22 protein-coding genes are annotated in these 25,103 nt (G+C 72.8%); 16 read left to right on the top strand and 6 right to left on the bottom strand.

Annotation, left to right across the window (positions count from 1 at the left end):
- Positions 1 to 921: 921 nt before the first annotated feature.
- The 5 genes from BMW67_RS01695 to BMW67_RS01715 all read left to right on the top strand — a co-directional run bounded on the left by BMW67_RS01695 (position 922) and on the right by BMW67_RS01715 (position 7,560).
- Positions 922 to 2,043, top strand: coding sequence for a glycosyltransferase family 4 protein (locus BMW67_RS01695; protein ID WP_072746902.1), 1,122 nt, complete (start codon positions 922 to 924; stop codon positions 2,041 to 2,043).
- A gap of 86 nt (positions 2,044 to 2,129) precedes the next feature.
- Positions 2,130 to 4,253: a GumC family protein gene (locus BMW67_RS01700; protein WP_083581223.1), complete on the top strand. Its 2,124-nt coding sequence runs from the start codon at positions 2,130 to 2,132 to the stop codon at positions 4,251 to 4,253.
- A gap of 21 nt (positions 4,254 to 4,274) precedes the next feature.
- A complete protein-coding gene (locus BMW67_RS01705) occupies positions 4,275 to 5,162 on the top strand; it encodes a sulfotransferase family protein (RefSeq protein ID WP_072746903.1) in 888 nt (295 codons plus the stop codon).
- Complete coding sequence (locus BMW67_RS01710) at positions 5,159 to 6,325, top strand: O-antigen ligase family protein (protein ID WP_072746904.1); 1,167 nt, start codon at positions 5,159 to 5,161, stop codon at positions 6,323 to 6,325. Before BMW67_RS01705 ends, BMW67_RS01710 begins: the two co-directional genes overlap by 4 nt.
- A complete protein-coding gene (locus tag BMW67_RS01715) occupies positions 6,322 to 7,560 on the top strand; it encodes a lipopolysaccharide biosynthesis protein (RefSeq protein ID WP_072746905.1) in 1,239 nt (412 codons plus the stop codon). Before BMW67_RS01710 ends, BMW67_RS01715 begins: the two co-directional genes overlap by 4 nt.
- Positions 7,561 to 7,570: 10 nt before the next feature.
- Here BMW67_RS01715 and BMW67_RS01720 read toward each other — a convergent pair whose 3' ends face one another.
- A complete protein-coding gene (locus tag BMW67_RS01720) occupies positions 7,571 to 9,712 on the bottom strand; it encodes a hypothetical protein (protein ID WP_072746906.1) in 2,142 nt (713 codons plus the stop codon).
- Between the two features lie 237 nt (positions 9,713 to 9,949).
- Between BMW67_RS01720 and paaA the strand changes: the two genes are divergently transcribed.
- From paaA to paaE, 5 genes are read left to right on the top strand one after another with little or no spacing between them, the layout of a single operon-like run.
- On the top strand, positions 9,950 to 10,957 hold the full coding sequence (paaA, locus tag BMW67_RS01725) for a 1,2-phenylacetyl-CoA epoxidase subunit PaaA (protein WP_072746907.1): 1,008 nt from the start codon (positions 9,950 to 9,952) through the stop codon (positions 10,955 to 10,957).
- Positions 10,958 to 10,982: 25 nt separating this feature from the next.
- The gene (gene paaB, locus BMW67_RS01730) at positions 10,983 to 11,267 is read left to right on the top strand and encodes a 1,2-phenylacetyl-CoA epoxidase subunit PaaB (protein ID WP_072746908.1); all 285 of its coding nucleotides are present in this window, start codon (positions 10,983 to 10,985) and stop codon (positions 11,265 to 11,267) included.
- Positions 11,267 to 12,031: a 1,2-phenylacetyl-CoA epoxidase subunit PaaC gene (gene paaC, locus BMW67_RS01735; RefSeq protein ID WP_072746909.1), complete on the top strand. Its 765-nt coding sequence runs from the start codon at positions 11,267 to 11,269 to the stop codon at positions 12,029 to 12,031. Before paaB ends, paaC begins: the two co-directional genes overlap by 1 nt.
- Complete coding sequence (paaD, locus tag BMW67_RS01740) at positions 12,028 to 12,513, top strand: 1,2-phenylacetyl-CoA epoxidase subunit PaaD (RefSeq protein WP_245728427.1); 486 nt, start codon at positions 12,028 to 12,030, stop codon at positions 12,511 to 12,513. Before paaC ends, paaD begins: the two co-directional genes overlap by 4 nt.
- Before the next feature lie 13 nt (positions 12,514 to 12,526).
- Positions 12,527 to 13,600, top strand: a complete 1,074-nt coding sequence (gene paaE, locus BMW67_RS01745) for a 1,2-phenylacetyl-CoA epoxidase subunit PaaE (RefSeq protein ID WP_072746910.1) — start codon at positions 12,527 to 12,529, stop codon at positions 13,598 to 13,600.
- Between the two features lie 112 nt (positions 13,601 to 13,712).
- On the opposite strand, the gene BMW67_RS01750 is transcribed toward paaE, so the two are convergent.
- From BMW67_RS01750 to hrcA, 3 genes are read right to left on the bottom strand one after another with little or no spacing between them, the layout of a single operon-like run.
- On the bottom strand, positions 13,713 to 14,111 hold the full coding sequence (locus BMW67_RS01750) for an acyl-CoA thioesterase (RefSeq protein ID WP_245728428.1): 399 nt from the start codon (positions 14,109 to 14,111) through the stop codon (positions 13,713 to 13,715).
- Positions 14,108 to 14,764, bottom strand: a complete 657-nt coding sequence (grpE, locus tag BMW67_RS01755) for a nucleotide exchange factor GrpE (RefSeq protein ID WP_072746911.1) — start codon at positions 14,762 to 14,764, stop codon at positions 14,108 to 14,110. The genes BMW67_RS01750 and grpE overlap by 4 nt, the downstream gene beginning before the upstream one ends.
- A gap of 2 nt (positions 14,765 to 14,766) precedes the next feature.
- Complete coding sequence (hrcA, locus tag BMW67_RS01760; RefSeq protein WP_072746912.1) at positions 14,767 to 15,858, bottom strand: heat-inducible transcriptional repressor HrcA; 1,092 nt, start codon at positions 15,856 to 15,858, stop codon at positions 14,767 to 14,769.
- A 156-nt stretch (positions 15,859 to 16,014) separates the two neighbouring features.
- Between hrcA and rph the strand changes: the two genes are divergently transcribed.
- Genes rph through BMW67_RS01785 form a run of 5 tightly spaced genes read left to right on the top strand, consistent with a single transcriptional unit; the run spans position 16,015 to position 19,505 of the window.
- Positions 16,015 to 16,734, top strand: a complete 720-nt coding sequence (gene rph / locus BMW67_RS01765; RefSeq protein WP_072746913.1) for a ribonuclease PH — start codon at positions 16,015 to 16,017, stop codon at positions 16,732 to 16,734.
- Positions 16,731 to 17,348: a non-canonical purine NTP pyrophosphatase gene (locus tag BMW67_RS01770; protein WP_072746914.1), complete on the top strand. Its 618-nt coding sequence runs from the start codon at positions 16,731 to 16,733 to the stop codon at positions 17,346 to 17,348. The genes rph and BMW67_RS01770 overlap by 4 nt, the downstream gene beginning before the upstream one ends.
- Positions 17,349 to 17,350: 2 nt before the next feature.
- Positions 17,351 to 17,728, top strand: a complete 378-nt coding sequence (locus BMW67_RS01775; protein WP_072746976.1) for a RidA family protein — start codon at positions 17,351 to 17,353, stop codon at positions 17,726 to 17,728.
- A 29-nt stretch (positions 17,729 to 17,757) separates the two neighbouring features.
- Positions 17,758 to 19,059: a radical SAM family heme chaperone HemW gene (hemW, locus tag BMW67_RS01780; protein WP_083581225.1), complete on the top strand. Its 1,302-nt coding sequence runs from the start codon at positions 17,758 to 17,760 to the stop codon at positions 19,057 to 19,059.
- Between the two features lie 41 nt (positions 19,060 to 19,100).
- A complete protein-coding gene (locus tag BMW67_RS01785) occupies positions 19,101 to 19,505 on the top strand; it encodes a YbaN family protein (protein WP_072746915.1) in 405 nt (134 codons plus the stop codon).
- Positions 19,506 to 19,575: 70 nt separating this feature from the next.
- Here the strand turns inward: BMW67_RS01785 and BMW67_RS01790 are convergent, their stop codons facing one another.
- Together BMW67_RS01790 and mutS are read right to left on the bottom strand one after the other, a co-directional pair.
- Positions 19,576 to 19,851, bottom strand: coding sequence for an HU family DNA-binding protein (locus BMW67_RS01790; protein WP_072746916.1), 276 nt, complete (start codon positions 19,849 to 19,851; stop codon positions 19,576 to 19,578).
- 111 nt (positions 19,852 to 19,962) lie between these two features.
- Complete coding sequence (gene mutS / locus BMW67_RS01795) at positions 19,963 to 22,665, bottom strand: DNA mismatch repair protein MutS (protein WP_072746917.1); 2,703 nt, start codon at positions 22,663 to 22,665, stop codon at positions 19,963 to 19,965.
- Between the two features lie 152 nt (positions 22,666 to 22,817).
- On the opposite strand from mutS, the gene BMW67_RS01800 reads away from it, so the two are divergent.
- Positions 22,818 to 25,076: an NADP-dependent malic enzyme gene (locus tag BMW67_RS01800; RefSeq protein WP_072746918.1), complete on the top strand. Its 2,259-nt coding sequence runs from the start codon at positions 22,818 to 22,820 to the stop codon at positions 25,074 to 25,076.
- The last annotated feature ends 27 nt before the right edge of the window (positions 25,077 to 25,103 follow it).

Below are 25,103 nucleotides of genomic sequence, written 5' to 3' on the forward strand. Positions count from 1 at the left end.
CCCGGCGCCGGGGACGGGCGGCCGCGATCGGCGCGCGGCGACCGTCGGGACGCGCGCAGCGACCTGCTGAACGCGAGCGCGAGCGCGCGCGCCGCGCAAGGCCGGGCGACGCCCCCGCGCCAAGCCCGTCGAAGGGGCGCGCGGCCGGATGCGCCGATCCGTCGCCCCCGGCCGCCCGACGGCCCGCAAGCCGCTGCTCGGATCGGCCGCGCGCCCAGCCGCAGTTCGCCCGATCGACCGCCCGGCCCGACGCACCGCTCGTCCTGCCGGCAAGCCCGGCCCCGCCCGGCCCATAGCTCCACCCGGCCCCGCCGAACCCCAACTTACCCGATCATCCACCGACCTGCCGCCCCGCCCTGCCCGACGCCCCGCTCGACACCCAGCTCCACCCGGCCCCGCCGGGCCCCAACTTGCCCGATCACCCGCCGACCGGACGTCCCACCCCGCCTGACGACCCGCTCGACCTGTCGGCCCGCCAGCCCCGACGCCCCGCGCGGCCCGCAGCCCCACCTGGCCCCGCCCGGGCCGGCGCCCCGTTCGGCCAAGCCTCCGGGCCCGCCGGCCCGCCAGCCCCGCCGGGCGCCAGCTCGCCCGTTCAGGCGCCCGACCTGACGTCCCACCCGGCCTGACGCCGCGCCGCCCGCCGGCCCGCCCGGTCCCAACTCGCCCGCCCAACGTCACGCTGCGCGCAGTCCTCTCGACCCGCCCGCCCCCAAGCGCCGCACGCGCCCCAACCTGCCCGGCCCGGCCTGCGGCGCTTAGGGGACCCGGGCCATGCCTGATCGCGCCCCGGCGGACCGAACGGCCTGGCGCCGCTCCGCCCTTTCCGCCCCGTGGCGAAGCTTCGCCGGGCGGCGCGGCGCTTGCGCCGGGCGGGCGGGGCGGACTATGAGCGTTGCGCCGCGACACGAAAGGAAGCGCATGCGCATACTCCACGTCCTGCCCGACGCCGAGATGGGCGGCGGCCATGTGAACGCCCTGCGCCTGACCGCCGCGCTGGCCGAGCTGGCGCCCGGCGCCGCCGAGGCGCGCTTCCTGCTGCCCGCAGACGCGTCGCCGACGCTGCGCCGCGCCTTCGCCGAGGCCGGCGCCTCGTGCGCGTTCGGCCGCCACCGGGGGCGCCGCGGTCTTGCGCGGCTGGCGCTGGACATCGCGCGCGAGGGGCGCGGCGCCGACATCGTCCACGCCCACGGCCTGCGCGCCGCCCTGGCCGCGCGCATGGCCCGCGCGGCCGGCGGGGGGCGCTTCGGCCTGCTCTACAACGTGCGCGGCACCCATGTCGCCAGCTGGCGCAACCAGCGCCTCGCCCGCGCCCTGCAAGGCGCGGCGCTGCGCGGGGCCGACGCGGTGGCGCTGGTCAGCCAGGCCGACGCGCGACTGAACGCCGAGCGCTACGGCCTGGACGCGCATCCCCTGGCGGCGGTGATCCCGAACGGCGTCGCCGCGCCGCCCGGCCCGCCCCCGGCGGACGAGGCGCGCGACCTCGACGTTCTGTTCGTCGGCCGCCTGACGGCGCAGAAGGACCCCGAGGCCTTCGCCCGGACGCTGGCCCATCTGACGCGCCTGCGCGGACGCGCCCCGCGCGCGCTCGTCATCGGCGGCGGCGAGCTTGAAGGCGCCCTGCGCGCGCGCCTCGCCGCGCTGGGGCTCGACGAGGTCCGCCTTTCGCCCGCCCTGCCCAACGCCCAGGTGCAGCAGGCCATGCGGCGCGCCCGCCTCCTGGTCATGACCTCGCGCTGGGAGGGGCTGCCCACGGTGGCGATCGAGGCCGCGCTCAACGGCGCCGCGCCGGTGGGCTTCGACGTGTTCGCCGAGACCATCCCCCCCGCGCTGCGCGCCCCGCTGGTCGCCCCCGCGCGCGACCCGGCGGCGCTGGCGGCGCTGGCGGCGGCGCTGCTCGACGCGCCCGAGCGGCGCGCGGCGCTGGCCGGGGCGCTGCGCGAACACGCCCTGGCCGCCTTCTCGCCCGAGGCCATGGCGCGCGGATACCTCGCGCTTTACGCGCGCATCAATCCCGCGCGCAGCGCGTCAACTGTTCCTTGACCCGCGCTTTTTATGGTCGAGCGAAGGCCGAAAATGGCTTATCCACGGCGGCACGGACCCTTGCAGCCGCCAAGCGGGAACAGCCGATGACCAGACAAGCGCCGATCCGCGACGCAAGCCGCGCCGCCGCGATGGCCGCCGCCGCCGAGGAAGACTCGTTCGACCTGCGCGAGACGCTGCGCACGCTCTGGCGCAAGCGGCGGCTCATCGCGCTGCTGACGGCCGCGCAGCTGGGCCTGGCGCTGTGGCATCTGACGACCGCCACCCCCTATTACGAGGCCGTGGCCAAGGTCATGCTCGACACCTCGGAAAACCAGGTGATCGACCTGCAGGCCGTGGCGGGGGGCCTGTCCTCGGATTACGAGATGATCAACACCCAGATCGAGGTGCTGCAGTCGCGCGCCCTTCTGGGCCGGGTGGTGGACAAGCTGGGGCTCGAGAACGACCCCGAATTCAACCCCGACCTGGCCCCGGACGAAAGCGGCCCGCTGAGCGCCGCCCTGGACGCGGCGCGCGCGGCGCTGGGCGGCCTGAAGCGGCTGCTGCGCGAGGAAGAGGCGCCCCCCGCCGCCGCGGCGGACGAGTTCGGCCCCGAATTCATGCGCCGCCAGACCGCCATCGACCTGCTTCAGGGCGCCATGAGCGCGGTCAACATCGACGGCTCCTATGTGTTCGAGATCTCGGTCTGGACCGAAGACCCCGTCAAATCCGCCCGCATCGCCAACGCCATCGCCGAGCAATACATCCTCGACCAGCTCGAGGTGAAGTTCGAGGCCACCCGCAAGGCGACCGAATGGCTGAGCGCGCGCGTGGCCGAGCTCAAGGAGCAGCTCGAGCGGGCCGAGGCCGCGGTCAAGGACTTCTCGGCCCGCGCGGCGCTGGTCAGCCCGCAGGCCCTGGCGGCGAAGGAGCGGCAGATCAAGGATCTGCGCGCGCGCCTTGCCGAGATGAGCGCGCAGCTCGACGACGTCGAGGCGCGCCTGGCCCGCGCCCGCGCCGCGGCCGACGGCGCAGAGCGGGCGCGCCTGCTGGGCCTTGGCGCCGACGCGCCGCAGGCGCGGATCGACGCCGCGCTGGCCGCGCTCGAGGCCGACCGCGACCGGCTGGCGCGCCAGGTCGCGCTGGTGCGCGACAGCCTGGCGCAGCTCGAAGACGAGGTGCGCGCCCAGTCGCGCGACCTGGTGCAGCTGATGCAGCTGCAGCGCGAGGCCGAGGCGTCGCGGCTGATCTACGAGCATTTCCTCTCGCGCATGAAGGAGACCTCGGTTCAGCAGGGCATCCAGCAGGCCGACGCCCGCATCCTGTCCGAGGCCATACCGCCCGCCGCGCCCGGCGAGCCGCGCTGGAAGCGCACGCTGGCGCTGGCCCTTGTCGGCGGCCTGATGCTGAGCACGCTGATCGTGCTGACGGCGGGTCTGCTGCGCAGCGTCGTGCGCTCGCGCGAGGAGCTCGAGGCGCTGACCGGCGAGGCGGTGCTGGGCGTCATCCCCATCGCCCCCACGCGCCGGCGCCGCGCGCTGGCCGAATACATGACGCGCAAGCCTTCCTCGCGGCTGGCCGAGGCGGTGCGCGACCTGCGCACGGCGATCCTGATGTCGGACCTGGACGACCCGCCGCAGGTGATCATGACCACCTCGTCCATGCCCGGCGAGGGCAAGAGCACCACCGCCCTTCTGCTGGCGCAGAACAGCGCCATGATGGGGCGCAAGGTGCTGGCGATGGAGTGCGACCTGCGCCGCACGGTCTTCGCCGAATACTTCCCCGCCGCGCGCGACAAGCCCGGCCTGATGAAGGTGCTGGCCGGCCAGGCCGCGCTGGACGAGGCGCTGCATGTGGACGAGGCTTCGGGCCTGCACGTCCTGCGCGGCGAGCGCAGCGCCGTCAACGCCGCCGACGCCTTCAGCTCGGCCCGCTTCGGCGAGCTGATCGACCAGCTGCGCCAGCGCTACGACATGATCGTCATCGACACGCCGCCGGTGCTGGCCGTGCCCGACGCGCGCGTGATCTCGCGCCATGCCGACGCGGTGCTGTTCGTGGTGCGCTGGAACGTCACCCGGCGCGAGATGATCGCCGCCAGCCTGACGCTGCTGCGTCAGGTCAAGGCGCGCGTGGCGGGGCTGGCGCTGACGCAGGCCGACCCGCGCCGCATGGCGCGCGAGGGGTTCTACGGCTACGGCCCGGCGGGGTCGAACCGCTATTACCAGGACTGACCCGGCGAAGGGACCGCCCCGATGCTCGACCTTGCGCGCCTGCGCCCGCTCGACCAGCTTCCGGCCCGCGCCTGGCGGCGCTTCGGGCGCACGCCGGCGGGCCACGCGCTGGCCGCGCGCCTGGGCCCCGAGGCGCGGCCCGAACGGTGGGTGTTCGTCACCGGCTGCTACAATTCGGGCACCACGCTGCTGGCCGACGCGCTGCGCACGCATCCGCAGGTGATGGGCCCGCCCGCCGAGGGGGTCTATCTGACCGACCGCCTGTCGCATCCCGAGGCGCTGGGCTGGCCGCGCATGTGGCATGTCTGCCTTGATCGGCTCGAGCAGCGGCCCGAAGACTTCTCGCCCGACGACCTGCGCCGCATCCGCCGCCAATGGGGCTTCTGGTCCGGCCCGCCGCGGCCGGTCCTGGTCGAGAAGTCCATCGCCAACACCTACCGCATGCCGCTGCTGCAGCAGCTGTTCCCGGGCGCGATCTTCATCCATGTGCTGCGCGACGGCGCGGCGGCGGCCGAGGGCATCCGCCGCAAGGCCCGTCCGGCCGAGCGCGGCAACCCCCAGGGCCTGACCCGCTATCCCATCGAGCTGTGCATCCGCCAATGGCGCGCCAGCGTCGAGCTTGCGGCGCGCGACCGCCCCCGGCTCGAGCGCTTCATCGAGGTCCGTTACGAGGACCTGACCCGCGACATCGACGCCGAGCTGGCCCGCCTGGCCGAGTTCATCGGCATCGCGCCCTTCGCGCGCTCGCATGCCGGCGTCAAGCGCGTGCATGGCGAGGAACGGCCCGTCGCGGATCTCAACGCCGCGAGCCGCGCGCGCCTGTCGGCCGAGGACCGGCGCATCATCGACCGCGAGGCCGGAGACCTGCTGCGCGCGCTCGGCTATCCGCCGGCGGATGCGGACGCATGAGCGGCGCGCGCGCGACCTGGCCCGCGCCCGAGACGCGCGCGCGGGCGCTGTCCGAGGGCACGGCGGCGCTGCTGATGACCATGGCAACGCTCGGCGCGATCAAGAACCCGGCCGAGCTGCCGCTTTACCTGCGCGCGCTGGCGCCGCTCGCGGGGCTGGGATTCCTGGCGGCGACGGGGCGGCTGCTGACGCTTGCCGCGCCGATCTATGCGATGCTGTGCCTTGGGGTGCTCGGCACGCTCGCCGTCAATCCCGACCCGCTGGCGCTGGTCAAGATCGCGCAGATCTTCCTCATGGTCGCGCTGGCGCATTTCGTCTCGACCCGCCCGCCGCACGAGCTGACCAACATGGCCGCGCGGATCCTGCTGCCCGTGGCGCTGATCGCGATCCCGCTCGAGATCGCGGTCGGAGAGCCCGAAAGCGTGCGCAGCCTGGGCGGGCTGACGCTGCCGCGCTTCATGGGCCTGGCGGGCTATCACACCCACAGCGCGGGGCTCTATTTCTTCCTGGCGATCCTGTTTCTGGCCCATCGCCGCCCCTGGCCGGCGCTGTTCTTCGCGCTCGCCACGCTGACCACGGGCAGCCGGGGCTTCGCCATGGCCGGGCTGGCGGCGCTGGCGGTGCATCTGGCGCCCGGCGCGCGGCTGAAATTCGCAAGCGCCGCCGCGCTGCTGGGCGCCGCCGCGACGACGCCGCTGTGGATCTGGGCGCTGGACCAGGCGCTGTCGCCCCAGGCGCGGGCCTGGCTGACGCTGGCCACCACCAAGCGCTACGAGCACTGGCTGACCTACATCAACATGGGGCTGAAGAACCCGCTTCTGGGCGTCGGCTACGGCGCGGGTCCCGAGGCTTACGACCGCTATCACGTCGCGACCCTGTCCTTCTTCGAGCGCGAGCAGCAGGCGCACAACCTCTACATCTCGACCTTCGGCGAGTGGGGCCCGCCGGCCTGGGCGCTGCTGACGCTGTTCCTGGCGATCGTGCTGCTGAAGGTGGCAAGATACGCGCCGCGCCATCTGCCGGTGCCGGTCTATGTGACGACGCTCTACACCCTGCATGACGGCATCACCGAATGGGTATTCTGGGTGGGCGTCGGCGTGGCCCTGGCGCACGCCAATCTCGAGCGCGCGCGCCGGCGCTTCGCTCCGGGCGCGGCGCCATGAGCCGCCTTGCGCGCGCCTTCGGCGGGCTGGCGGCGTTGAATGCGGCGGGGGCGGGGGCGCAATTCCTGATGCACGCGGCGCTGGCCGCCGCTTTGGGCGCAAGCGACTATGGAAGGTTGAGCTACGCGCTGGCCCTGGCGACGACCCTGTCGCTGGCTTGCGCCCTGGGCTGGCCCCTGGCGCTGCTGCGCCACGTGCACGCGCACGCCGCCGCCGGCCGCTGGCCGCAGCTGCGGGCGCTGGCCCGCCGCGCGCTGGCCCAGCCCATGGTCGCGGCGGCGCTGGGCGCGGCGCTGCTGCTCGGCTTGGGCGCGGCGCTGGGGCGCGCCGGATTCGCCCTGGCCGACGCCGTGGCCTGGACGGCCGCCCTTCTTCCGGCGCTGACGCTGACGCGGCTGAGCGAGCGCGCCTTGCAGGCCGTCGGCAGGCCGGCGGCGTCGCTGTTGCCCGAACAGATCGTCGCGCCCGCGGCCGTGCTCCTGGCCACGGCCGCCGGCGCGGCGGGCGACTGGCGCGCGGCGCTGGCGGTCTATGCGGCGGCGCTGGCGGTGGGCGCGGGGCTGGGCTGGCGCCGCTTTCTGACCGCCCTGCCGGACGAGGCGCGCCGCGCCGCGCCCGCCGCCGATCCCGAGGTCGCCGGGCGCGAGCTGGCCGCGCTGGCCGCGGGGATGCTGGGCAAGCGGCTTCTGGGGCGGCTCGACACGCTGATCCTGGGTCTTGTCGCGCCGCCCGCCGTGGTCGGCGCCTATGGAGCCGCGTCGCGCCTGTCGCAGCTGGCGCTGCTTGGCGCGCGGACGGCGGGCAAGATGTTTCCCGCGCGCATCTCGGTCGCCTGGCATGGCGGGCGCAAGGCCGAGGCGCGGCGGCAGCTTCGCCTGGCCGCCATCGTCTCGCTGCTGGGCGCGGCGCCGCCCGCGGCGCTTGCGCTGGCGGCGCCGGGCTGGCTTCTGGGCTGGTTCGGTCCCGATTTCGCCGCCGCCGCGCCCGCGCTCGTCATTCTGACGCTGGGCGCGCTGGTTCTGGCCGCCTCGGGCGTGGCCGAGCTGGCGCTGCCGGTTCTGGGCGCGGCGGGGGCGTTCGCGGGCGCGGCGTGGCTTGCGGTCGGGATCAACGCGGCGCTTCTGGCCGCGCTCGCTCCGGGCTGGGGGGCGACGGGCGCCGCGCTGGCCACCATGGCCGCATGGTGCGCCCTTGCCGCCGCGCAGCTGCGCCGGCTGGCGACGCAGCTACGCTGAGCGGACGAGATCAGAGCAGGTCGGGCAGCCGCCCCTCGATCTCGAACACCGACACCGAGTCCACCCACGCCACGTCATCCAGCGCCTGGGACTGGGTGTCGAGGTTGAAGACCAGCCGCACGGTCCCCGCCGTCTGCACCTTGAAGAAGACCGGGAACCACCACCAGCCGCTTTGCGCGCCCTGGCCCGGCGCGGGAACAGGCGCGGGCAGGGTCGCCGCCCACCACGGGAAGATGCCCGCGCCGCTTTGCTGACCCGCGGGATCCTCGACGCGGAAGCGCGGCGTCGGCGCCCCAAGCGCTCCGCCCCAGTCGGCGCCCGTCTGGCCGAAACGCGCGATCGCAAGCGCCATCAGCGCGTGCCCCTCGAGATGCGCGGGCACGGTCCAGTCCAGCCGGAAGCTGGTCGCCGCGCTCTGGCCGCCGCCTTCGAGCCGGATCGACCCCGCGCCCGTCAGCCGGTTCGCCGGATCGGCGTCCACCGAAACCGTGCCCGCGCTGACCGTCATCCCGGCCGTCGAGCCGCCATCCATCGCGACCGCCACCTTGCGCAGCCGCTCGGGGCTCACGGCCAGACCGGCGGGCGCGCCCTCGCACTCGATGAGCGACAGCCACTCGGACATGCTCTCGAGCCCGTTTTCGTCCCAGAAGGTCGGCAGATCGCCCAGCACGATGCGCCCGGGCGTGTCGGACCCCGAGCGGCGGGCGCGCGCGAAGGCCGCCCGCGGCGATCCGCCCAGCAGCTGGGCGCGCGCCATGAAGCCGCGGCTGCGCACATGGATCTGCGCGCCGTCCTCGGCCAGATAGGCGCACTTGGCCTTTCGGATCAGATGCTTGAGCGGCGCCTCGATGTTGACGCGCGCGCCCTCGCCGATGGCGTGAACCGAGGCTTCGGGTTCGCCGCTGGCGCCCGAGAACGAGACCTCGCCGGGATTCTCGAGATAAGTGCCCAGCAGATTGACCGTCACGCCGCGGTTGTGGCCCATGCCGCGCCAGGGAATCACCTGCCCCTCGATCGCCGTCGTTCCCGGCGGCGCGGGGTCGGGGTCGGGCGTGGCCACGACCTTGAGCAGCCCCTCGTAGCCCGAGTTGAGACGCCCGCCCACGACGTTGACGCGCACCTCCTCCTGATACTGCGAGCCCTCGACGAACAGCAGATGGCCCGTCGCCGAGGCCAGGATCGAGCCGCCGGTGATCTCGCCGATGCAACGGGCGTGCACCGCATGGGCGCCGGGCGTGAGAATGCCGCTGGCGTCGCGCGCGCCGGCCAGCGCGATGTTGCTGTTCACGATCTTCCAGGCCGTCGTCTCCCAGTCGTAGAAGACGCAGGCCTTCTCGGCCTTCTCGACGCGGCAGCCGCGGATCTCGGGGTTGGCGTTGTTGCCCTCGTGATAGAAGCAGTAATCGGCGACGTATTCGCCCGAGACCAGCATGTCCTCGACGATGAAGCGCCACCCCGAGGCGCCGCAGTGAAAGCGGGCGTCCTTGGCGGTGAACAGCACGCCGCTGGTCATCGGCCCCAGTCCGCGCAGCTTGATGTCGTGCCCGGTCACGTCCAGGCGCTGGGCGCAGGCGTGAAAGCGGGTGAACAGCGCCTCTCCGCCGCCGCGCGAGGCCAGGCAGTCGATCATGTCCTGCAGCGCCCAGCCGTCGTCGGTCACGCCGTCGCCGACGGCGCCGGCCATCTGCGGGGTCAGGACCTCTTCGGCGATTTCCCAGATCACGGCGCCGCCGTTCGAGGTCACCCACAGCGGATGCGCGGGCGCCTGATCGACCACGCGCCAATGCGCGCCGCCGCCGGCGCCCTCGGCGCGCTCGAGCACGCGCACCAGCGTTCCCGGCGCGGTTTCCGGGTGATCCGCCGCCTGCAGATCGGCCAGCGTCGGATAGACGAAGGGCGTCGCCAGCATCGCCGTCGCCTGCGCGGCGGTCAGCGCCTGGGGCGGCCCGTCGGCGCCCGGCGCGCGGCCCAGCAGCGTGCCCGCGGGCAGGTCGGCCAGCTTGGCCAGCCCGACCCCGCCATCGGCGATCGCCGCCCCATGCACCGAGCCCTCCGGCGTCGCGCCGGGCGCGAAGCCGCCCGCGCCGTCGGGCGCGCGCAAAATCCCATGCGGAATCGTCCAGCGGGGCGAAAACGCCCTCAGATCGTCCATGCCACACCTCTTTCGGGAAGAACGGCCGCGCGCCCGAACGGATGCGGGGGCGCTTCGGCTGCGTCCCGAATGGTTACCAGCAAAGCGTTAAGTTCCGGTTTACGCCGCCGCGCCGCGGGCCCTTGCGAGGCGATATGTTACAAGATTATTGTTGATTGCATAAACAGTGTCACATATCATCCATCCCGACAGGCCGGACCCGCGCCGCAGGTCCGACCCAGCTGGCGGAGGAAACGCATGTATTCCCAAGGGTTGATCGGCGCCGACGGCGCCACGCACGAGGACGAGGAATTCCTGGCCCGCTTCCAGGCGCGAATCGACGCCGAAGAGAAGATCGAGCCGAACGACGAAATGCCCGAGGGCTATCGCAAGACGCTCATCCGCCAGATCGCGCAGCACGCCCATTCGGAGATCGTCGGCATGCTGCCCGAGGGCAACTGGATCACCCGCGCCCCCAGCCTGCGCCGCAAGGCCGCGCTGCTGGCCAAGGTGCAGGACGAAGGCGGCCACGGCCTTTACCTTTACGCCGCCGCCGAAACCCTGGGCGTCAGCCGCGAGGAGCTGACCGAGCAGCTTCTGGACGGGCGGGCGAAATACTCTTCGATCTTCAACTATCCGACCCTGACCTGGGCCGACATCGGCGCCATCGGCTGGCTGGTGGACGGCGCCGCGATCATGAACCAGATCCCGCTGTGCCGCTGCTCCTACGGCCCCTACTCGCGCGCCATGATCCGCGTGTGCAAGGAGGAAAGCTTCCACCAGCGCCAGGGCTACGAGATCATGCTGACGCTGTGCCGCGGCACCGAGAAGCAGAAGGCCATGGCGCAGGACGCCCTCAACCGGTGGTGGTGGCCCTCGCTGATGATGTTCGGCCCGCACGACACCGACAGCGTGCATGGCGAGCAGTCCATGAAGTGGAAGATCAAGCGCTTCTCGAATGACGAGCTGCGCCAGCGCTTCATCGACGCCACCGTGCCGCAGGCCGAGTATCTGGGCCTGACCATTCCCGATCCCGAGCTGCGCTGGAACCCGGACAAGAACGGCGGCAAGGGCGGCTACGACCACGGCCCCATCGACTGGGACGAGTTCTGGACCGTCGTCAAGGGCGGCGGCCCCATGAACCGCGACCGCATCAAGGCCCGCCGCAAGGCGTGGGAGGAAGGCGCCTGGGTGCGCGAGGCCGCCCTGGCCCATGCGCGCAAGCGCGCCGCCCGTCGCGAAGCCGCCCGCGCCGCCGCCGAATGAGCCCAGCGCCGACAGGAGAGACGCAATGACCGAAGAAACCCCGCTCTGGGAGGTGTTCATCCGCCCCCGCAACGGTCTGAGCCACAAGCATGTCGGCTCGGTCCACGCCGCCGACGCCGAGCTGGCGCTTCAGGCCGCGCGCGACGTCTACACCCGCCGCGGCGAGGGGGTGTCGATCTGGGTGGCGCCCTCGAAGGCCATCGTCGCCTCGGACCCCGCCCGCAAGGACGAGAATTTCGAGCCGACCGCCTCGAAGATCTACCGCCACCCCACCTTCTACGACATCCCCGACGAAGTGGGGCACATGTGATGGACCAGACGGTCAAGGACGCGCTGTTCCGCCAGCTCGTGCGGCTGGGCGACGACTGTCTGGTGCTGGGCCACCGCCTGTCCGAATGGTGCGGGCACGCGCCCATGCTCGAAGAGGATCTGGCCATGCCCAACATGGCGCTGGACCTGATCGGGCAGGCGCGCGCGCTCTACACCTTGGCCGGCGAGATCGAGGGCAAGGGCCGCACCGAGGACGACTTCGCCTATCTGCGCGAAGAGCGCGAGTTCACGAACTGCCTGCTGGTCGAGCGCCCCAACGGCGACTTCGCCCACACCATGCTGCGCCAGCTCTACTTCGCGGCCTTCATGCAGCCCTATTGGCACGCGGCGCAAGGCTCGGCGCATGAGGGGCTGGCCGCCATCGCCGCCAAGGCCGTCAAGGAAATGGCCTACCATGTGCGCCATGCGGGCGAGTGGGTCATCCGCCTTGGCGACGGCACCGAGGAAAGCGCCCGACGCATGCGCGACGCGGTCGAGGAGCTGCACCGCTTCACCCCCGAGCTGTTCGAGACCGACGAGGTCACGCGCATCCTGGCCGAGGCGGGCGTCGCGCCCGACCCCGCGTCGCTGCGCCCCGAATGGGACCGCGTGGTGGACGAGGTGTTCCGCGAGGCGCGGCTCGAGCGTCCGCAGCGGTTCTTTCCCCGCTCGGGCGGGCGCGCCGGCCTGCATGGCGAGGATCTGGGCCACCTGCTGACCGAGCTGCAATATGTGGCTCGCGCGCATCCGGGGGCGCGCTGGTGAGCGAGCTGGACCGCCGCCGCGCATGGCAGGTCGCCGCCGCCGTGCCCGACCCCGAGATCCCGGTCGTGACGGTGGCCGATCTGGGCATCCTGCGCGACGTGCGCATCGAGAACGGCGTCGCCGTCGCGCAGGTCACGCCCACCTATATCGGCTGCCCGGCGACGCTGGCCATCGAGCTGGCGGTCGAGGCGGCGCTGCGCGATGCGGGTTTCGAGGCCCGCGTCGAGCGCGTCATGTCGCCCCCCTGGACCACCGACTGGATCACCGAAGAGGGGCGCGAGAAGCTGCGCGCCTACGGCATCGCCCCGCCCGTCCAGGGCGGCAACTCGACCCGCGCCCTGTTCGGCGAAACCGCCGCCCCCTGCCCGCGCTGCGGCTCGGACGACACCGAGCGCGTGTCCGAGTTCGGATCGACCCCCTGCAAGGCGCTCTATCGCTGCCGCGCCTGCAAGGAACCCTTCGACTATTTCAAGTGCCTGTGACGAGGATCGCCCGATGGCCCATGGATTTCACGAGCTGACCGTGCGCGAGGTGCGCCCCGAGGCCCCCGATGCCGTCTCGGTGCTGTTCGACGTGCCCGAGGCGCTGCGCCCGGCCTTCGCCTTCCGCCCGGGCCAGCACCTGACGCTGCGCGCCACGATCGACGGGCAGGACCTGCGCCGCGCCTACTCGATCTGCTCGACCCCCGAGGGCGGGCTGCGCGTGGGCGTGCGCAAGCTCGAGGGCGGGCGCTTCTCGACCTTCGTGTGCGAGCGCCTGCGCCCCGGCGACCGCATCCAGGTCATGCCCCCCGACGGGCGCTTCGGCGTCGATCCGGGCGGGCGGCACGATTACCTGCTGCTCGCCGCCGGCTCGGGCGTGACGCCGATCCTGTCCATCTGCCGCGCCGTGCTCGAGAACGAGCCCGAAAGCCGCGTGACCATGATCTACGGCAACCGCGCGACCGAGACGATCATGTTCCGCGAAGAGCTCGAGGACCTGAAGGACCGCTTCATCGACCGCTTCGAGCTGATCCATGTCCTCAGCCGCGAATCGCAGGATGTCGAGCTGCTGCATGGCCGCATCGACGCCGAGCGCCTGCGCCGCATGGCCCGCGCGGGGCTGATCGACCCGGCCCGGCACGACGCCGCCTTCATCTGCGGCCCGGGCGAGATGATCGAGACCGCCGCCGGCGCCCTGCGCGAAATGGGCATGCCCGAAGAGCGCATCCATTTCGAGCGCTTCACCCCGGCCGAGGACGCCGCCCCGCGCCCGGTCTCGGACGCCGCCGCGCGCGCCGCCGAGCAGGGCGCGGTGATCGAGGCGGTGCTGGACGGCGCGCGCAAGAGCTTCCGCGTCACGCGCCCCGGCCAGACCGTGCTCGAGGCCGCGCAGGCTTCGGGGCTCGAGATCCCCTACTCCTGCGCGGGCGGCATGTGCTGCACCTGCCGCTGCAAGGTGGTCGAGGGCGAAAGCGAAATGGCGGTGAACTATTCGCTCGAGCCGTGGGAGGTCGAGGCCGGCTATACCCTGGCCTGCCAGACCCGCCCGCGCAGCGAAAGGCTGGTGCTGGACTTCGACGCGGTCTGACCGCGGCCCCGGCCCGATCCGGGACCGGATCGGGCGCCCCGGCCGGCCCGGCCGCGATCCGGCGCGGCGGCGGGCCCGGTCGCTCGCGGATCCGCCGCGGGGGCGGGCCCGGTCACTCGCGCGGCGGCAGGGGGCGCGGCTTGCCGTTCTCGTCGATGGCGACGAAATGGAACACCGCGTCGGTCACGCGCATGGTCTCGCCGCTGGGCTGACGGGTGATCCACACCTCGACGCCGATGGTCATCGAGCTGCGCCCTTCGCGCATGATGTGCGAGTGGATCGAGACCAGATCGCCCACATGCACCGGGCGGTGAAAGGTCATCGCCTCGACCGAGACCGTGGCCACGCGCCCGCGCGCGCGGGTGCGCGCGGGCACCGAAGCGCCCAGGTCCATCTGCGCCATCAGCCAGCCGCCGAAGATGTCGCCATTGGCGTTCGTGTCCGCCGGCATGGCGATGGTCTGCAGCGTCACCGGCCCGATGGGCCGGCCCTGTTCGGGCGCGCCGCTCACTGCGCTTCGGGACCGCCGGCGTCGGCGGGCGCCTCGGCCTCGGCGCCCTGGCCGCCGGCCGCGTCCTGTTCGCCCGCGCCGGCCGGGCGCGCGGCGGCGACGCCGACCATGGCCGGGCGCAGCAGCCGCCCCGAGATGGTGAAGCCGTGCTGCATCACCTGGATCACCGTGCCCGGCTCGGCGTTCGGAACCGGGGCCTCGAACATCGCCTGGTGCAGCTTGGGATCGAACTTCTCGCCGATCTCGGGCGTGACCTGCTCGATCTTGTTCTTGGCGAAGGCGGCCAGCAGCTCGCGCTGGGTCAGCTCGATGCCCTCGATCAGGGCGCGGGCGTGCTTGCGCGCGGCCTCGTCGGCGGCGGCCAGCGCCCGGCCCAGATTGTCGTAGACGTCGAGCACGTCGCGCGCCAGCTTCGTGCCGCCATAGGCCTCGGCCTCCTTGCGGTCGCGCTCGGCGCGCTTGCGGATGTTCTCGGCCTCGGCCAGCGCGCGCATCAGCTTGTCGCGCAGCGAATCGCGCTCGGCGCGCAGGGCTTCGAGCTCGGCCTCCACCGGGTCCGCGGGCTCGGGCGCGGCCGAGGCGCCCGCCTCGGCTTCGGCCTGGGCTTCGGGCTGCTCGATGCGGTCGTTCTCGTGATTCTGGTTCTGCGACATGGTCATCCCTTCATGCCGCGCCGCCGGTCCGACATCAGCCGCCCCATCAGGCGGGCGGTGTAGTCGACGATGGGAACGACGCGGCCATAGTTCAGGCGCGTGGGGCCGATCACCCCGATCGCGCCGATGATTCGACGTTCCGCATCCATATATGGCGAAATCACCAGAGATGAACCCGAAAGCGAGAACAACTTGTTCTCGGAGCCGATGAAGATGCGCACGCCCTCGCCCTCTTCGGCCAGGTTGAGCAGCTGAAGCAGGTCCTCCTTGCGCTCCATGTCGTCGAGCAGGCGGCGCATGCGCTCGAGCTCCTCCTCGCTGGCGACGTCGTCCAGCAGGTTGGCCGCGCCGCGCACGATGACCCGCTCGGGATGCGCGCCGCCGTCGCCCTGCCAGATCTCGGCGCCGCGCTCGACCAGCTGGGCGGCCAGCGCGTCAAGCTCGCGGCGGCGGGCGGCGATCTCTTCGTGGATGACGGCGCTGGCCTCGCTCAGCGTGCGCCCGCGCAGCGCCGCGTTGAGAAAGTTCGCCGCCTCGCGCATGGCCGAGGGCGTCAGCCCCGGCGGCGGCGCGAACAGGCGGTTCTCGACCGCGCCGCTCTCGGTCACGATCACCACCAGCGCCGCCTCGGGCGACAGCGAAACGAACTCGATATGCTTGATGGGCTCTTCGGTCTTGGGCGCGAAGACCAGGCTTGCGCCGCGGGTCAGCCCCGACAACAGCGCCCCCGCGCGCGCCAGCATGCCCGTCAGATCGCCCGCGGCGCGCTCGTCCGCGGTCAGGCCGCTTTCGATGCGCTGACGCTCTTCGGGCGAGATGTCGCCGATCTCGAGCAGCCCGTCCACGAACAGCCGCAGGCCCATCTCGGTCGGCACGCGGCCGGCCGAGACATGGGGGCTGCCCAGCAGCCCCAGATGCTCCAGATCCTGCATCACGTTGCGCACCGTGGCCGGCGAAAGCGCGTTGTCCATGCTGCGCGACAACGTGCGCGAGCCGACGGGGTCGCCCGTCTCGAGATACGTCTCGACAAGGCGCCTGAAGATCTCGCGGCTGCGGTCGTTCAGGTCGCTGAGCCTGGCCGGCTGGCCGGTCATGTGCGCGTCGCCTTTCGAAAACTGCCTTGTCATGTCCGGAATCTAGGCGCCGCCGCCCGCTCGGTCAATCGGCCCCCGCGCCCCGGGCAAGGCATGGACCCCGGCGCGCGCCAAGAGTATGACAGGCGCCGTAGGAAAGCCACGAGGACATTGCACATGCGCCCATCCGGCCGCGAAGCGGACCAGCTCCGCCCCGTCTCCATCGAAACCGGCGTCGCCAAGCACGCCGAAGGCTCGTGCCTGATCCGCATGGGCGACACCCATGTTCTGTGCACCGCCTCGATCGAGGATCGCACCCCGCCCTGGATGCGCAATTCGGGCCTTGGCTGGGTCACGGCCGAATACGGCATGCTGCCCCGCGCCACCAACACCCGCAACCGCCGCGAGGCGGCGCTGGGCAAGCAGTCGGGCCGCACGCAGGAAATCCAGCGCCTGATCGGCCGCGCCCTGCGCGCGGGCGTGGACCGCGTCGTTCTGGGCGAGCGCCAGATCACCGTCGATTGCGACGTCATCCAGGCCGACGGCGGCACCCGCTGCGCCGCCATCACCGGCGGCTGGGTGGCGCTGCGCCTTGCCGCCGAGAAGCTGGTGCGCGCGGGCGAGGTGTCCGAGAACCCCATCGTCGATCACGTGGCGGCGGTTTCGTGCGGCATCCATGGCGGACGCCCGGTGCTGGATCTGGACTATGCCGAGGACAGCGAGGCCGGCGCCGACGCGAACATCGTCATGACCGGCTCGGGCGGCCTGGTCGAGGTGCAGATGTCGGCCGAGGGCGCGCCCTTCAGCCGCCAGGAACTGGACGTGATGCTCGAGCTGGCGCACAAGGGCGTGGCCCAGCTGGTCGCCGCGCAGAAGGCGGCGGTGGAGGGCGCATGAGCCGCAAGCTGACCGGCCCGCGGCTGCTGATCGCCACCCACAACGCCGGCAAGCTCGAGGAATTCCGCGCGCTGCTGGCGCCCTATGGGCTTGCGCCCGTCTCGGCCGCCGAGCTGGGCCTGCCCGAACCGGCCGAGACCGAGGACACGTTCGAGGGCAACGCCCGCATCAAGGCCCACGCGGCCGCCAGGGCGGCGCAGATGCCCGCCCTCGCCGACGACAGCGGAATCGCCATCGACCCGCTGGGCGGCGCGCCGGGCGTGCGCACCGCCGACTGGGCCGAAACGCCCCAGGGGCGCGACTTCGTCATGGCCATGCGCCGCGCCCATGACGAGCTGCTGCGCTCGGGCGCGCCGCAGCCCTGGCGGGCGCGCTTCGTGTGCGTGCTGTGCCTGGCCTGGCCCGACGGGCATGACGAGCTGTTCCGCGGCGAGGTCGAGGGAACCTTCGTCTGGCCCATGCGCGGGGCGCTGGGGCATGGCTACGACCCGATCTTCCAGCCCGAGGGCCACGCGCTGACCTTCGCGCAGATGGACCCGGCCGAGAAGAACGCCATGTCGCACCGCGCCCGCGCCGTCGCGCTGCTGCGCCGCAAGCTCGAGCAGGGCGCATGAGCGTGCGGCGCATCTCGACCGGCTCGAGCTTCGAGCGCGACTACGCCTATTCGCGCGCCGTCGTGCGCGGGCCGTGGTGCTTCGTCTCGGGGACCACCGGCTACGACTACGCCGACATGACCATGCCCGAGAGCGCCGCCGAGCAGGCCGAGAACGCCTTCGCCACCATCGCCCGCACCCTGCGCGAGGCGGGCTTCTCGATGCGCGACATCGTGCGCGTGCAGTATCACGTCACCGATCCCGCCCACTGGCAGGCGGCGGCGCCCGTCGTGCGCCGCTGGCTGGGCGACGCGCCGCCCGCCGCGACGCTGATCGTGGCCGGGCTGCTGCGCCCCGAGATGAAGATCGAGATCGAGGCGACGGCGCTGCGCGACGTCTGAGCGCCGCCCGCGCCCGGAAAGGACGCCCCATGCCGCCCGAACCCTTCGCCATCCGCCCCGGCGACGCGCCGCCCGCCGCCCGGCCGGCGCCCCGCCCCTCGGCGCCGGAGGGCGCACCCGACCCCGCTCCCGACCCCAACCGCGCCACCGCCCCCGCACCCGCACCCGACCCCGGCGCAACCGAGGACTGGCGCGCGGGCGGCTTCGGGATCTACGTCCACTGGCCGTTCTGCAAGTCGAAATGCCCCTATTGCGACTTCAACTCGCACGTCTCGGCCCATGTCGACCATGACGCCTGGCGCCAGGCGCTGATCGCCGATCTCGAAGCCGCCGCGCGCCTGACCCCGGGGCGGCGGGCGCGCACGATGTTCTTCGGCGGCGGCACGCCCAGCCTCATGCCGCCGGCCACCGTCGCCGCGCTGATCGACGCCGTCGATCGGCTGTGGGGCTTCGAGCCCGGCGCCGAGATCACCCTCGAGGCCAACCCCACCTCGGTCGAGGCGGCCGCCTTTCGCGGCTACGCGGCCGCGGGGGTCAACCGCGTCTCGATGGGGGTGCAGGCGCTGAACGACGCCGACCTGCGCGCGCTGGGGCGCACGCATGGCGCGGCCGAGGCCATGGCCGCCTTCGACGTGGCGCGCGCCGTCTTCCGACGGGTCAGCTTCGATCTGATCTATGCGCGCCAGAACCAGACCCCGCAGGCGTGGGAGGCCGAGCTGCGCCGCGCGCTGGACCTGGCGGCGGACCATTTGTCGCTCTACCAGCTGACCATCGAGCCGGGCACCCGCTTCGCCCAGCTGCACGCGCGCGGCCGCCTGCGCGGCCTGCCCGCCGACGACGACGCCGCGCGCATGTACGAGCTGACGCAGGAGCTGTGCGAGGCCGCCGGCATGCCCGCCTACGAGATCTCGAACCACGCCCGCCCGGGCGACGAGAGCCGCCACAACCTGATCTACTGGCGCTATGGCGACTATGTCGGCGCGGGTCCCGGCGCCCATGGCCGCCTGACGGTCGAGGGCCGCCGCCTGGCGACCGAGAACCTGCGCGCGCCCGGCGCCTGGCTCGAGGCGATGCGCGCGGGCCGTCCGGCCGCGTCCTTCGAAGAGATCGCCCCCGAGGATCAGGCCGCCGAATACCTGCTCATGTCGCTGCGCCTGGCCGAAGGGACCGACCCCGCGCGCCATGCCCGGCTGGGCGGGCGTCCGCTGGACCCCGAGCGGGTGGCGCGGCTGGTCGAGCAAGGAGTCCTGACCTGGCGCGCCGAGCGCCTCGCCGCCACGCGCAAGGGGCGCGCGCTGCTGGATGCGGCGCTGCGCGAGCTTGTGGCCTGAACGCCCTCGCCCTGCGCGCCCGCAGGCGCTAGACAGGCCCCATGAAGGTGTTCTGGTTCCTGGTCGGCGCGCTCAGCCTGCTTCTGGCGGTCATCGGCATCGTGCTGCCGCTGATGCCGACGGTGCCGTTCCTGCTGCTGGCGGCCTACGCCTTCGCGCGGTCCTCGCCGGCGTTTCACGACTGGCTGATCTCGCATCCCGTGCTGGGCAAGCCCATTCTCGACTGGCGCAGGAACGGCGCCATCCGCCGCCCGCTCAAGCTGTGGGCGCTGGCGTCGCTGTGCTTCGTGTTCGGGATGTCGGTGGCCCTGGGCGCGCCGCTTTGGGTGCTGGCGGCGCAGGCGCCGGCGCTGCTGTGCGTCGGGATCTTCATCTGGACGCGTCCCGAGGGCGAACGCCCCCCCGCCGACCAGAGCCCGCGGCCGCCCGGCGAAGGCGGCGTCTGACCGCGCCGCACGGCCCCGAGGCCGCAAGGCGCGGGCCGGGCGGACCGCGGCGGCCCGCCCGGATCCGGCCTCAGCCGCGGATGGCGGCCTTGAACGGCGCGGCGAACTTGAAGCGCGGGGCCATGTGGGCCTCGGCCATCTTCTTCTCGCCGGTCTGCGGGTTGCGCACTTCGCGCGCGGCGCGCTCGGCCGCGTCGATCTTGCCCAGACCGTTGATCGTCACGGTCTTGCCCTGCTTCAGCGCGGCCTCGGCGACGCGCGGAAGCGCGGCCAGCACGGCGGCGACGCTGGACTTGGTCTCGCCGCTGGCCTCGGCAAGCGCGGTGACGAGTTCATCTTTCTTCACGGGTGGTCCCTCCGTTCTCGGACAATGCGTCGTTCGATCGCCGCCCCACAACACCGTAATCGCGGGCAAAGTCAAGCGTGGACAGGCTTCGCGCCGCCCGCGGGGGCGCGCTTACCCTGCGTCGTCGAGCAGATCGCGCAGCTCGTAGAGCAGCTCGAGCGCCTGGCGCGGCGTCATGTCGTCGGGCGAAAGCTCGCGCAGGCGCCGCTCAACCTGCGAGGGCGCGCGCGCCGGCGCCGGGGCGGGCGCCGGGCGGGCCGCCGAGAACAGCGGCAGATCGTCCGCCAGCGCCCGCACGCGCTCGCCCCCCTCGCGGCGGTCGCCGCGCTCGAGCGCCTCGAGCACCTCGCGCGCGCGGGCGATCACCGCCTCGGGCAGGCCGGCCAGCCGCGCCACCTGCACGCCGTAGGACCGGTCGGCGGCGCCCGGGCGCACCTCGTGCAGGAAGATCACCTCGCCCTCCCACTCGCGCACCGCGACCGAGGCGTTGCGCAGGCCGGGCAGGCGGGCCGCCAGGGCGGTGAGCTCGTGATAATGGGTGGCGAAAAGCGTGCGGCAGCGGTTGACGTCGTGCAGATGCTCGAGCGTCGCCCAGGCGATGGACAGCCCGTCATAGGTCGAGGTGCCGCGCCCGATCTCGTCGAGGATGACCAGCGCGCGCGGGCCCGCCTGGTTGAGGATGGCGGCGGTCTCGACCATCTCGACCATGAAGGTCGAGCGCCCGCGCGCCAGATCGTCGGCCGCGCCGACGCGGCTGAACAGCTGATCGACGACGCCGATGCGCGCGCGCGCCGCCGGCACGAAGGCGCCCATCTGCGCCAGCACGGCGATGAGCGCGTTCTGCCGCAGGAAGGTGGACTTGCCCGCCATGTTCGGGCCGGTCAGAAGCCAGACGGGGCGGGCGTCGTCGCCCTCGGCGCTCAGGTCGCAGTCGTTGGGCACGAAGCTTTCGCCCGCGCGCCGCAGGGCCTGCTCGACGACCGGGTGGCGGCCGTCCTCGATCTCGAACTCGCGCCCCGGCAGGATCTGCGGGCGGGTCCAGTCCTCTTGCGCGGCAAGCTCGGCCAGCGCCGCCGACAGGTCGATCTCGGCCAGCGCGCGCGCGGCGGCGGCGATGGCGGGGGCGCGCTCGAGCACGGCGGCGCGCAGCTCCTGAAAGCGGCGCTGCTCGATCTCGAGCGCGCGGGCGCCGGCGTTGTGGATGCGCGTCTCCAGCTCGGACAGCTCGACGGTGGTGAAGCGCACCGCGTTGGCCAGCGTCTGGCGGTGGATGAAGGTCTGCGACAGCGGCTCGGACATCATCCGCGACGCGTGCGTGGCCGGGGTTTCGACGAAATAGCCCAGCACGTTGTTGTGCTTGATCTTGAGCGCGTTGATCCCGGTGCGCTCGACATAGCTTCCCTGCAGGCGGGCGATCACGCCGCGGCCCTCGTCGCGCAGGCTGCGCGCCTCGTCCAGCTCGGGGTCGAAGCCGGGCGCGATGAAGCCGCCGTCGCGCGCCATGAGCGGCGGCTCGGCGATCAGCGCCGCGTCCAGAAGGCCCACCAGCGCGTCGTGTCCGCACAGCGCCTCGAGCGCGCGGGCGATGCGCGCGGGCGCCTCGGCCCCCGACAGCGCCGCCGCCAGATCCTGGGCGCGGGCCAGCGCATCGCGGATCGCGGCCAGGTCGCGCGGCCCCCCGCGCTCGAGCGCAAGGCGCCCCAGCGCGCGCTCGATCTCGGGCGTCTTGCGCAGCGCCTCGCGGGCGGCGCCGGCAAGGTCGCGCCGGTCCAGGAACCAGTCCACGGCGTCGTGGCGCGCGGCGATCTCGTCGCGGTCGGTCGAAGGCGCCGCCAGCCGCGTCTCGAGCAGCCGCGCCCCCGCCCCCGTCACCGTGCGGTCGATGGCCGCCAGCAAAGAGCCCTCGCGCCGGCCTGACAGGGTGCGCGTCAGCTCGAGATTGCGGCGCGTCGCCGCATCCAGCCGCATGGCCCCGCCCGGCCCCTCGACCGCGGGCGGGCGGATCATGGGCAGCTTGCCGCGCTGGGTCAGCTCGACATAGGCCACCACCGCGCCCATCGCCGCCAGCTGCGGGCGGGCGAAGGCGCCGTAGGCGTCCAGCGCCTCGACCCCGAACAGGGCCTTGAGCCGCGCCTCGGCGCCGGCGCTGTCGAAGCTGGACCGGGGCAGCGGGGTCAGCACCGCCCCCGCCTCGCGCGCCAGCGAGCCCAGCGCCTCGTCGCCCGCCGCGGCCTCCGAGGCCAGCAGCTCGGACGGCGCCAGCCGCGCCAGCATCGGCCCCAGCGCCGGGCGCGGGCAGGCGGCGACGTGGAAATCGCCCGTCGAGACGTCGAGCCACGCCACCGCTCCCTCGCCGCGGATCTCGGCCCATGCGGCCAGGTAGTTGTGCGAGCGCGCGTCCAGCAGGCTGTCCTCGGTCAGCGTGCCGGGGGTGACCAGGCGCACCACGTCGCGCTTGACCACGGCCTTGTGGCCGCGCTTCTTCGCCTCGGCCGGATCCTCGAGCTGCTCGCACACCGCAACGCGGAAACCCTTGCGGATCAGGGTCTGCAGATAGCTTTCGGCCGAGTGATGCGGCACGCCGCACATCTCGATGTCGCGGCCCAGATGCTTGCCCCGCCGCGTCAGCGCGATGTCCAGCGCCGCGGCCGCCTGCACCGCGTCCTCGAAGAACAGCTCGTAGAAATCGCCCATCCGGTAGAACAGCAGCGCGTCGGGATAGCGCGACTTGATCTCCAGATACTGCGCCATCATCGGCGTGGCGCCGGCGACGTCGACGCCGCCCTGCGCCGGCTTGGTGTTGCTCCGGGTCATGTCCTGTCCGTCCGTCGGATCCCCAAGGGCGGATAGCATGGCGCGCGGCGCGACGGAACCGGCGCGAAAACTGCGCTTGCGGCCGCCTGCGCGGCGCGATAAACGAACAAAAACCGCGACCGTCGCGCAATAAAATTACCAACGGAGCCCAGATGACCGACCGCAACGCGCAGCTCGACAAGGAAGCCCTGGCCTTCCACCGCCTTCCCCGCCCCGGCAAGCTGCAGGTGTCGGCGTCCGTTCCCATGGCCACGCAGCGCGACCTGTCGCTGGCCTACTCGCCCGGAGTCGCGGCGCCGGTGCGCGCCATCGCGGCCGACCCGATGGCCAGCTACGAATACACCTCGCGCGGGAACATGGTCGCGGTCATCACCAACGGCACGGCCATCCTGGGCATGGGCAATCTGGGCGCGCTGGCCGCCAAGCCGGTGATGGAGGGCAAGGCCGCGCTGTTCAAGCGCTTCGCGGACGTCGACGCCATCGACCTCGAACTGGCCACCGAGGACCCCGACGCCTTCTGCGACGCGGTGCGGCTGCTGGCGCCCAGCTTCGGGGGCATCAACCTCGAGGACATCAAGGCGCCCGAGTGCTTCATCATCGAGCAGCGCCTGAAGGACGAGCTCGACATCCCCGTCTTTCACGACGACCAGCACGGCACGGCGGTGATCTGCGTCGCCGGCCTGATCAACGCCCTGCACCTGACGGGCAAGCGCATCGAGGACTGCAAGATCGTGGTCAACGGCGCCGGGGCGGCCGGCATCGCCTGCATCGAGCTGGTCAAGGCGCTGGGCGCCCGGCACGACAACTGCATCCTGTGCGACACGCGCGGGGTCATATATCGCGGCCGCGAGCGGGGCATGAACCAGTGGAAGGCCGCCCATGCGGCCGACACCGCCGACCGCACGCTCGAGGACGCCATGCGCGGCGCGGACGTGTTCCTGGGCGTGTCCGCCAAGGGGGCCGTGACCGCCGAGATGCTGCGCGCCATGGCGCCGAACCCGGTCATCTTCGCCATGGCCAATCCCGACCCCGAGATCACCCCCGAAGAGGCCCGCGCCGTGCGCGCCGACGCCATCGTCGCCACGGGGCGCTCGGACTATCCGAACCAGATCAACAACGTCCTCGGCTTTCCCTATCTGTTCCGCGGGGCGCTCGACATCCACGCCCGCTCGATCAACGAAGAGATGAAGCTGGCCGCCGCGCACGCCTTGGCCGATCTGGCGCGCCACGACGTGCCCGACGAGGTCGCCCTGGCCTACGGGCAGAAGCTCAGCTTCGGGCCCGACTACATCATCCCCACCCCGTTCGATCCGCGGCTGATCCATGTCGTTCCCATGGCCGTGGCGCGCGCGGGCATGGAAAGCGGCGCCGCCCGCCGCCCGATCGAGGACTGGGACGCCTACGAGCTGTCGCTCAAGGCGCGCATGGACCCCACCGCCTCGATCCTGCAGGCGCTGTTCGCCCGCGCGCGCGCGCGCCAGGCCCGCATCTGCTTCGCCGAGGGCGACGACGAGCGCGTGGTGCGCGCCGCCGTCGCCTTCGGCCGCGCCGGGCTGGGCAAGCCTGTCGTCGTCGGCCGCGAAGAGCAGGTGCGCGCCATTCTCGAAGCCGCCGGCATGCCCGAGGCGTTCGACGAGCTCGAGATCGCCAACGCCGCCAACACGCCCCATCTCGCCCGCTACGAGGACTTCCTCTACCGCCGGCTTCAGCGCAAGGGCTTCGACGCGCGCGACTGCCACCGCCTGGCCTCGCGCGACCGGCACGTCTTCGCGGCGCTGATGACCGCGCACGGGCAGGTCGACGGCATGGTCACCGGCGCGACGCGCAAATCGGCCCATGCGCTGGACCTGATCGGCCACGTCTTCGACGTGCAGCCCAAATCGGGCGTGGTCGGCGTCACCGCCGCGATCATCAAGGGCCGCATGGTCCTGATCGCCGACACGCTGGTGCATGAATGGCCCGACGCCGAGGATCTTGCCGACATCGCCGAGGCGGCCGCGCGCACGGCCCGCCATCTGGGGCTGGAGCCGCGCGTGGCGTTCCTCAGCTTCTCGACCTTCGGCTATCCGGTGTCGGAACGCGCGACCAAGATGGCCGAGGCGCCCAAGGTTCTGGACGCGCGCGGCGTGGATTTCGAGCATGACGGCGAGATGACCGCCGACGTGGCGCTCAACGCGCAGGTCATGGCGCAATACCCCTTCTGCCGGCTGAGCGGCCCGGCCAACATCCTGGTCATGCCCGCGCGCCATTCGGCGTCGATCACGGTCAAGATGCTGCAGGAGCTTGGCGGCGCCACGGTGATCGGCCCGCTCCTGACGGGGATCGACCGCCAGGTGAAGCTGTGCTCGACCACGGCGACGGTGTCGGACGTGCTCAACATGGCGGTGATGGCGGCCTGCGAGGTGGGCTGAGCGCCCGCCCCGCGCCGCCCGCTCCCG

Source organism: Oceanicella actignis, from assembly GCF_900111545.1.
Taxonomy (GTDB): Bacteria; Pseudomonadota; Alphaproteobacteria; order Rhodobacterales; family Rhodobacteraceae; genus Oceanicella; species Oceanicella actignis.

What these genes read in the sequence shown, in the direction of transcription:
- BMW67_RS01695 (WP_072746902.1), top strand. Translation starts at nt 922, where the DNA reads ATGCGCATACTCCACGTCCTGCCCGACGCCGAGATGGGCGGCGGCCAT.
- BMW67_RS01700 (WP_083581223.1), top strand. Translation starts at nt 2,130, where the DNA reads ATGACCAGACAAGCGCCGATCCGCGACGCAAGCCGCGCCGCCGCGATG.
- BMW67_RS01705 (WP_072746903.1), top strand. Translation starts at nt 4,275, where the DNA reads ATGCTCGACCTTGCGCGCCTGCGCCCGCTCGACCAGCTTCCGGCCCGC.
- BMW67_RS01710 (WP_072746904.1), top strand. Translation starts at nt 5,159, where the DNA reads ATGAGCGGCGCGCGCGCGACCTGGCCCGCGCCCGAGACGCGCGCGCGG.
- BMW67_RS01715 (WP_072746905.1), top strand. Translation starts at nt 6,322, where the DNA reads ATGAGCCGCCTTGCGCGCGCCTTCGGCGGGCTGGCGGCGTTGAATGCG.
- BMW67_RS01720 (WP_072746906.1), bottom strand. Translation starts at nt 9,712, where the DNA reads ATGGACGATCTGAGGGCGTTTTCGCCCCGCTGGACGATTCCGCATGGG.
- paaA (WP_072746907.1), top strand. Translation starts at nt 9,950, where the DNA reads ATGTATTCCCAAGGGTTGATCGGCGCCGACGGCGCCACGCACGAGGAC.
- paaB (WP_072746908.1), top strand. Translation starts at nt 10,983, where the DNA reads ATGACCGAAGAAACCCCGCTCTGGGAGGTGTTCATCCGCCCCCGCAAC.
- paaC (WP_072746909.1), top strand. Translation starts at nt 11,267, where the DNA reads ATGGACCAGACGGTCAAGGACGCGCTGTTCCGCCAGCTCGTGCGGCTG.
- paaE (WP_072746910.1), top strand. Translation starts at nt 12,527, where the DNA reads ATGGCCCATGGATTTCACGAGCTGACCGTGCGCGAGGTGCGCCCCGAG.
- grpE (WP_072746911.1), bottom strand. Translation starts at nt 14,764, where the DNA reads ATGTCGCAGAACCAGAATCACGAGAACGACCGCATCGAGCAGCCCGAA.
- hrcA (WP_072746912.1), bottom strand. Translation starts at nt 15,858, where the DNA reads ATGACCGGCCAGCCGGCCAGGCTCAGCGACCTGAACGACCGCAGCCGC.
- rph (WP_072746913.1), top strand. Translation starts at nt 16,015, where the DNA reads ATGCGCCCATCCGGCCGCGAAGCGGACCAGCTCCGCCCCGTCTCCATC.
- BMW67_RS01770 (WP_072746914.1), top strand. Translation starts at nt 16,731, where the DNA reads ATGAGCCGCAAGCTGACCGGCCCGCGGCTGCTGATCGCCACCCACAAC.
- hemW (WP_083581225.1), top strand. Translation starts at nt 17,758, where the DNA reads ATGCCGCCCGAACCCTTCGCCATCCGCCCCGGCGACGCGCCGCCCGCC.
- BMW67_RS01785 (WP_072746915.1), top strand. Translation starts at nt 19,101, where the DNA reads ATGAAGGTGTTCTGGTTCCTGGTCGGCGCGCTCAGCCTGCTTCTGGCG.
- mutS (WP_072746917.1), bottom strand. Translation starts at nt 22,665, where the DNA reads ATGACCCGGAGCAACACCAAGCCGGCGCAGGGCGGCGTCGACGTCGCC.
- BMW67_RS01800 (WP_072746918.1), top strand. Translation starts at nt 22,818, where the DNA reads ATGACCGACCGCAACGCGCAGCTCGACAAGGAAGCCCTGGCCTTCCAC.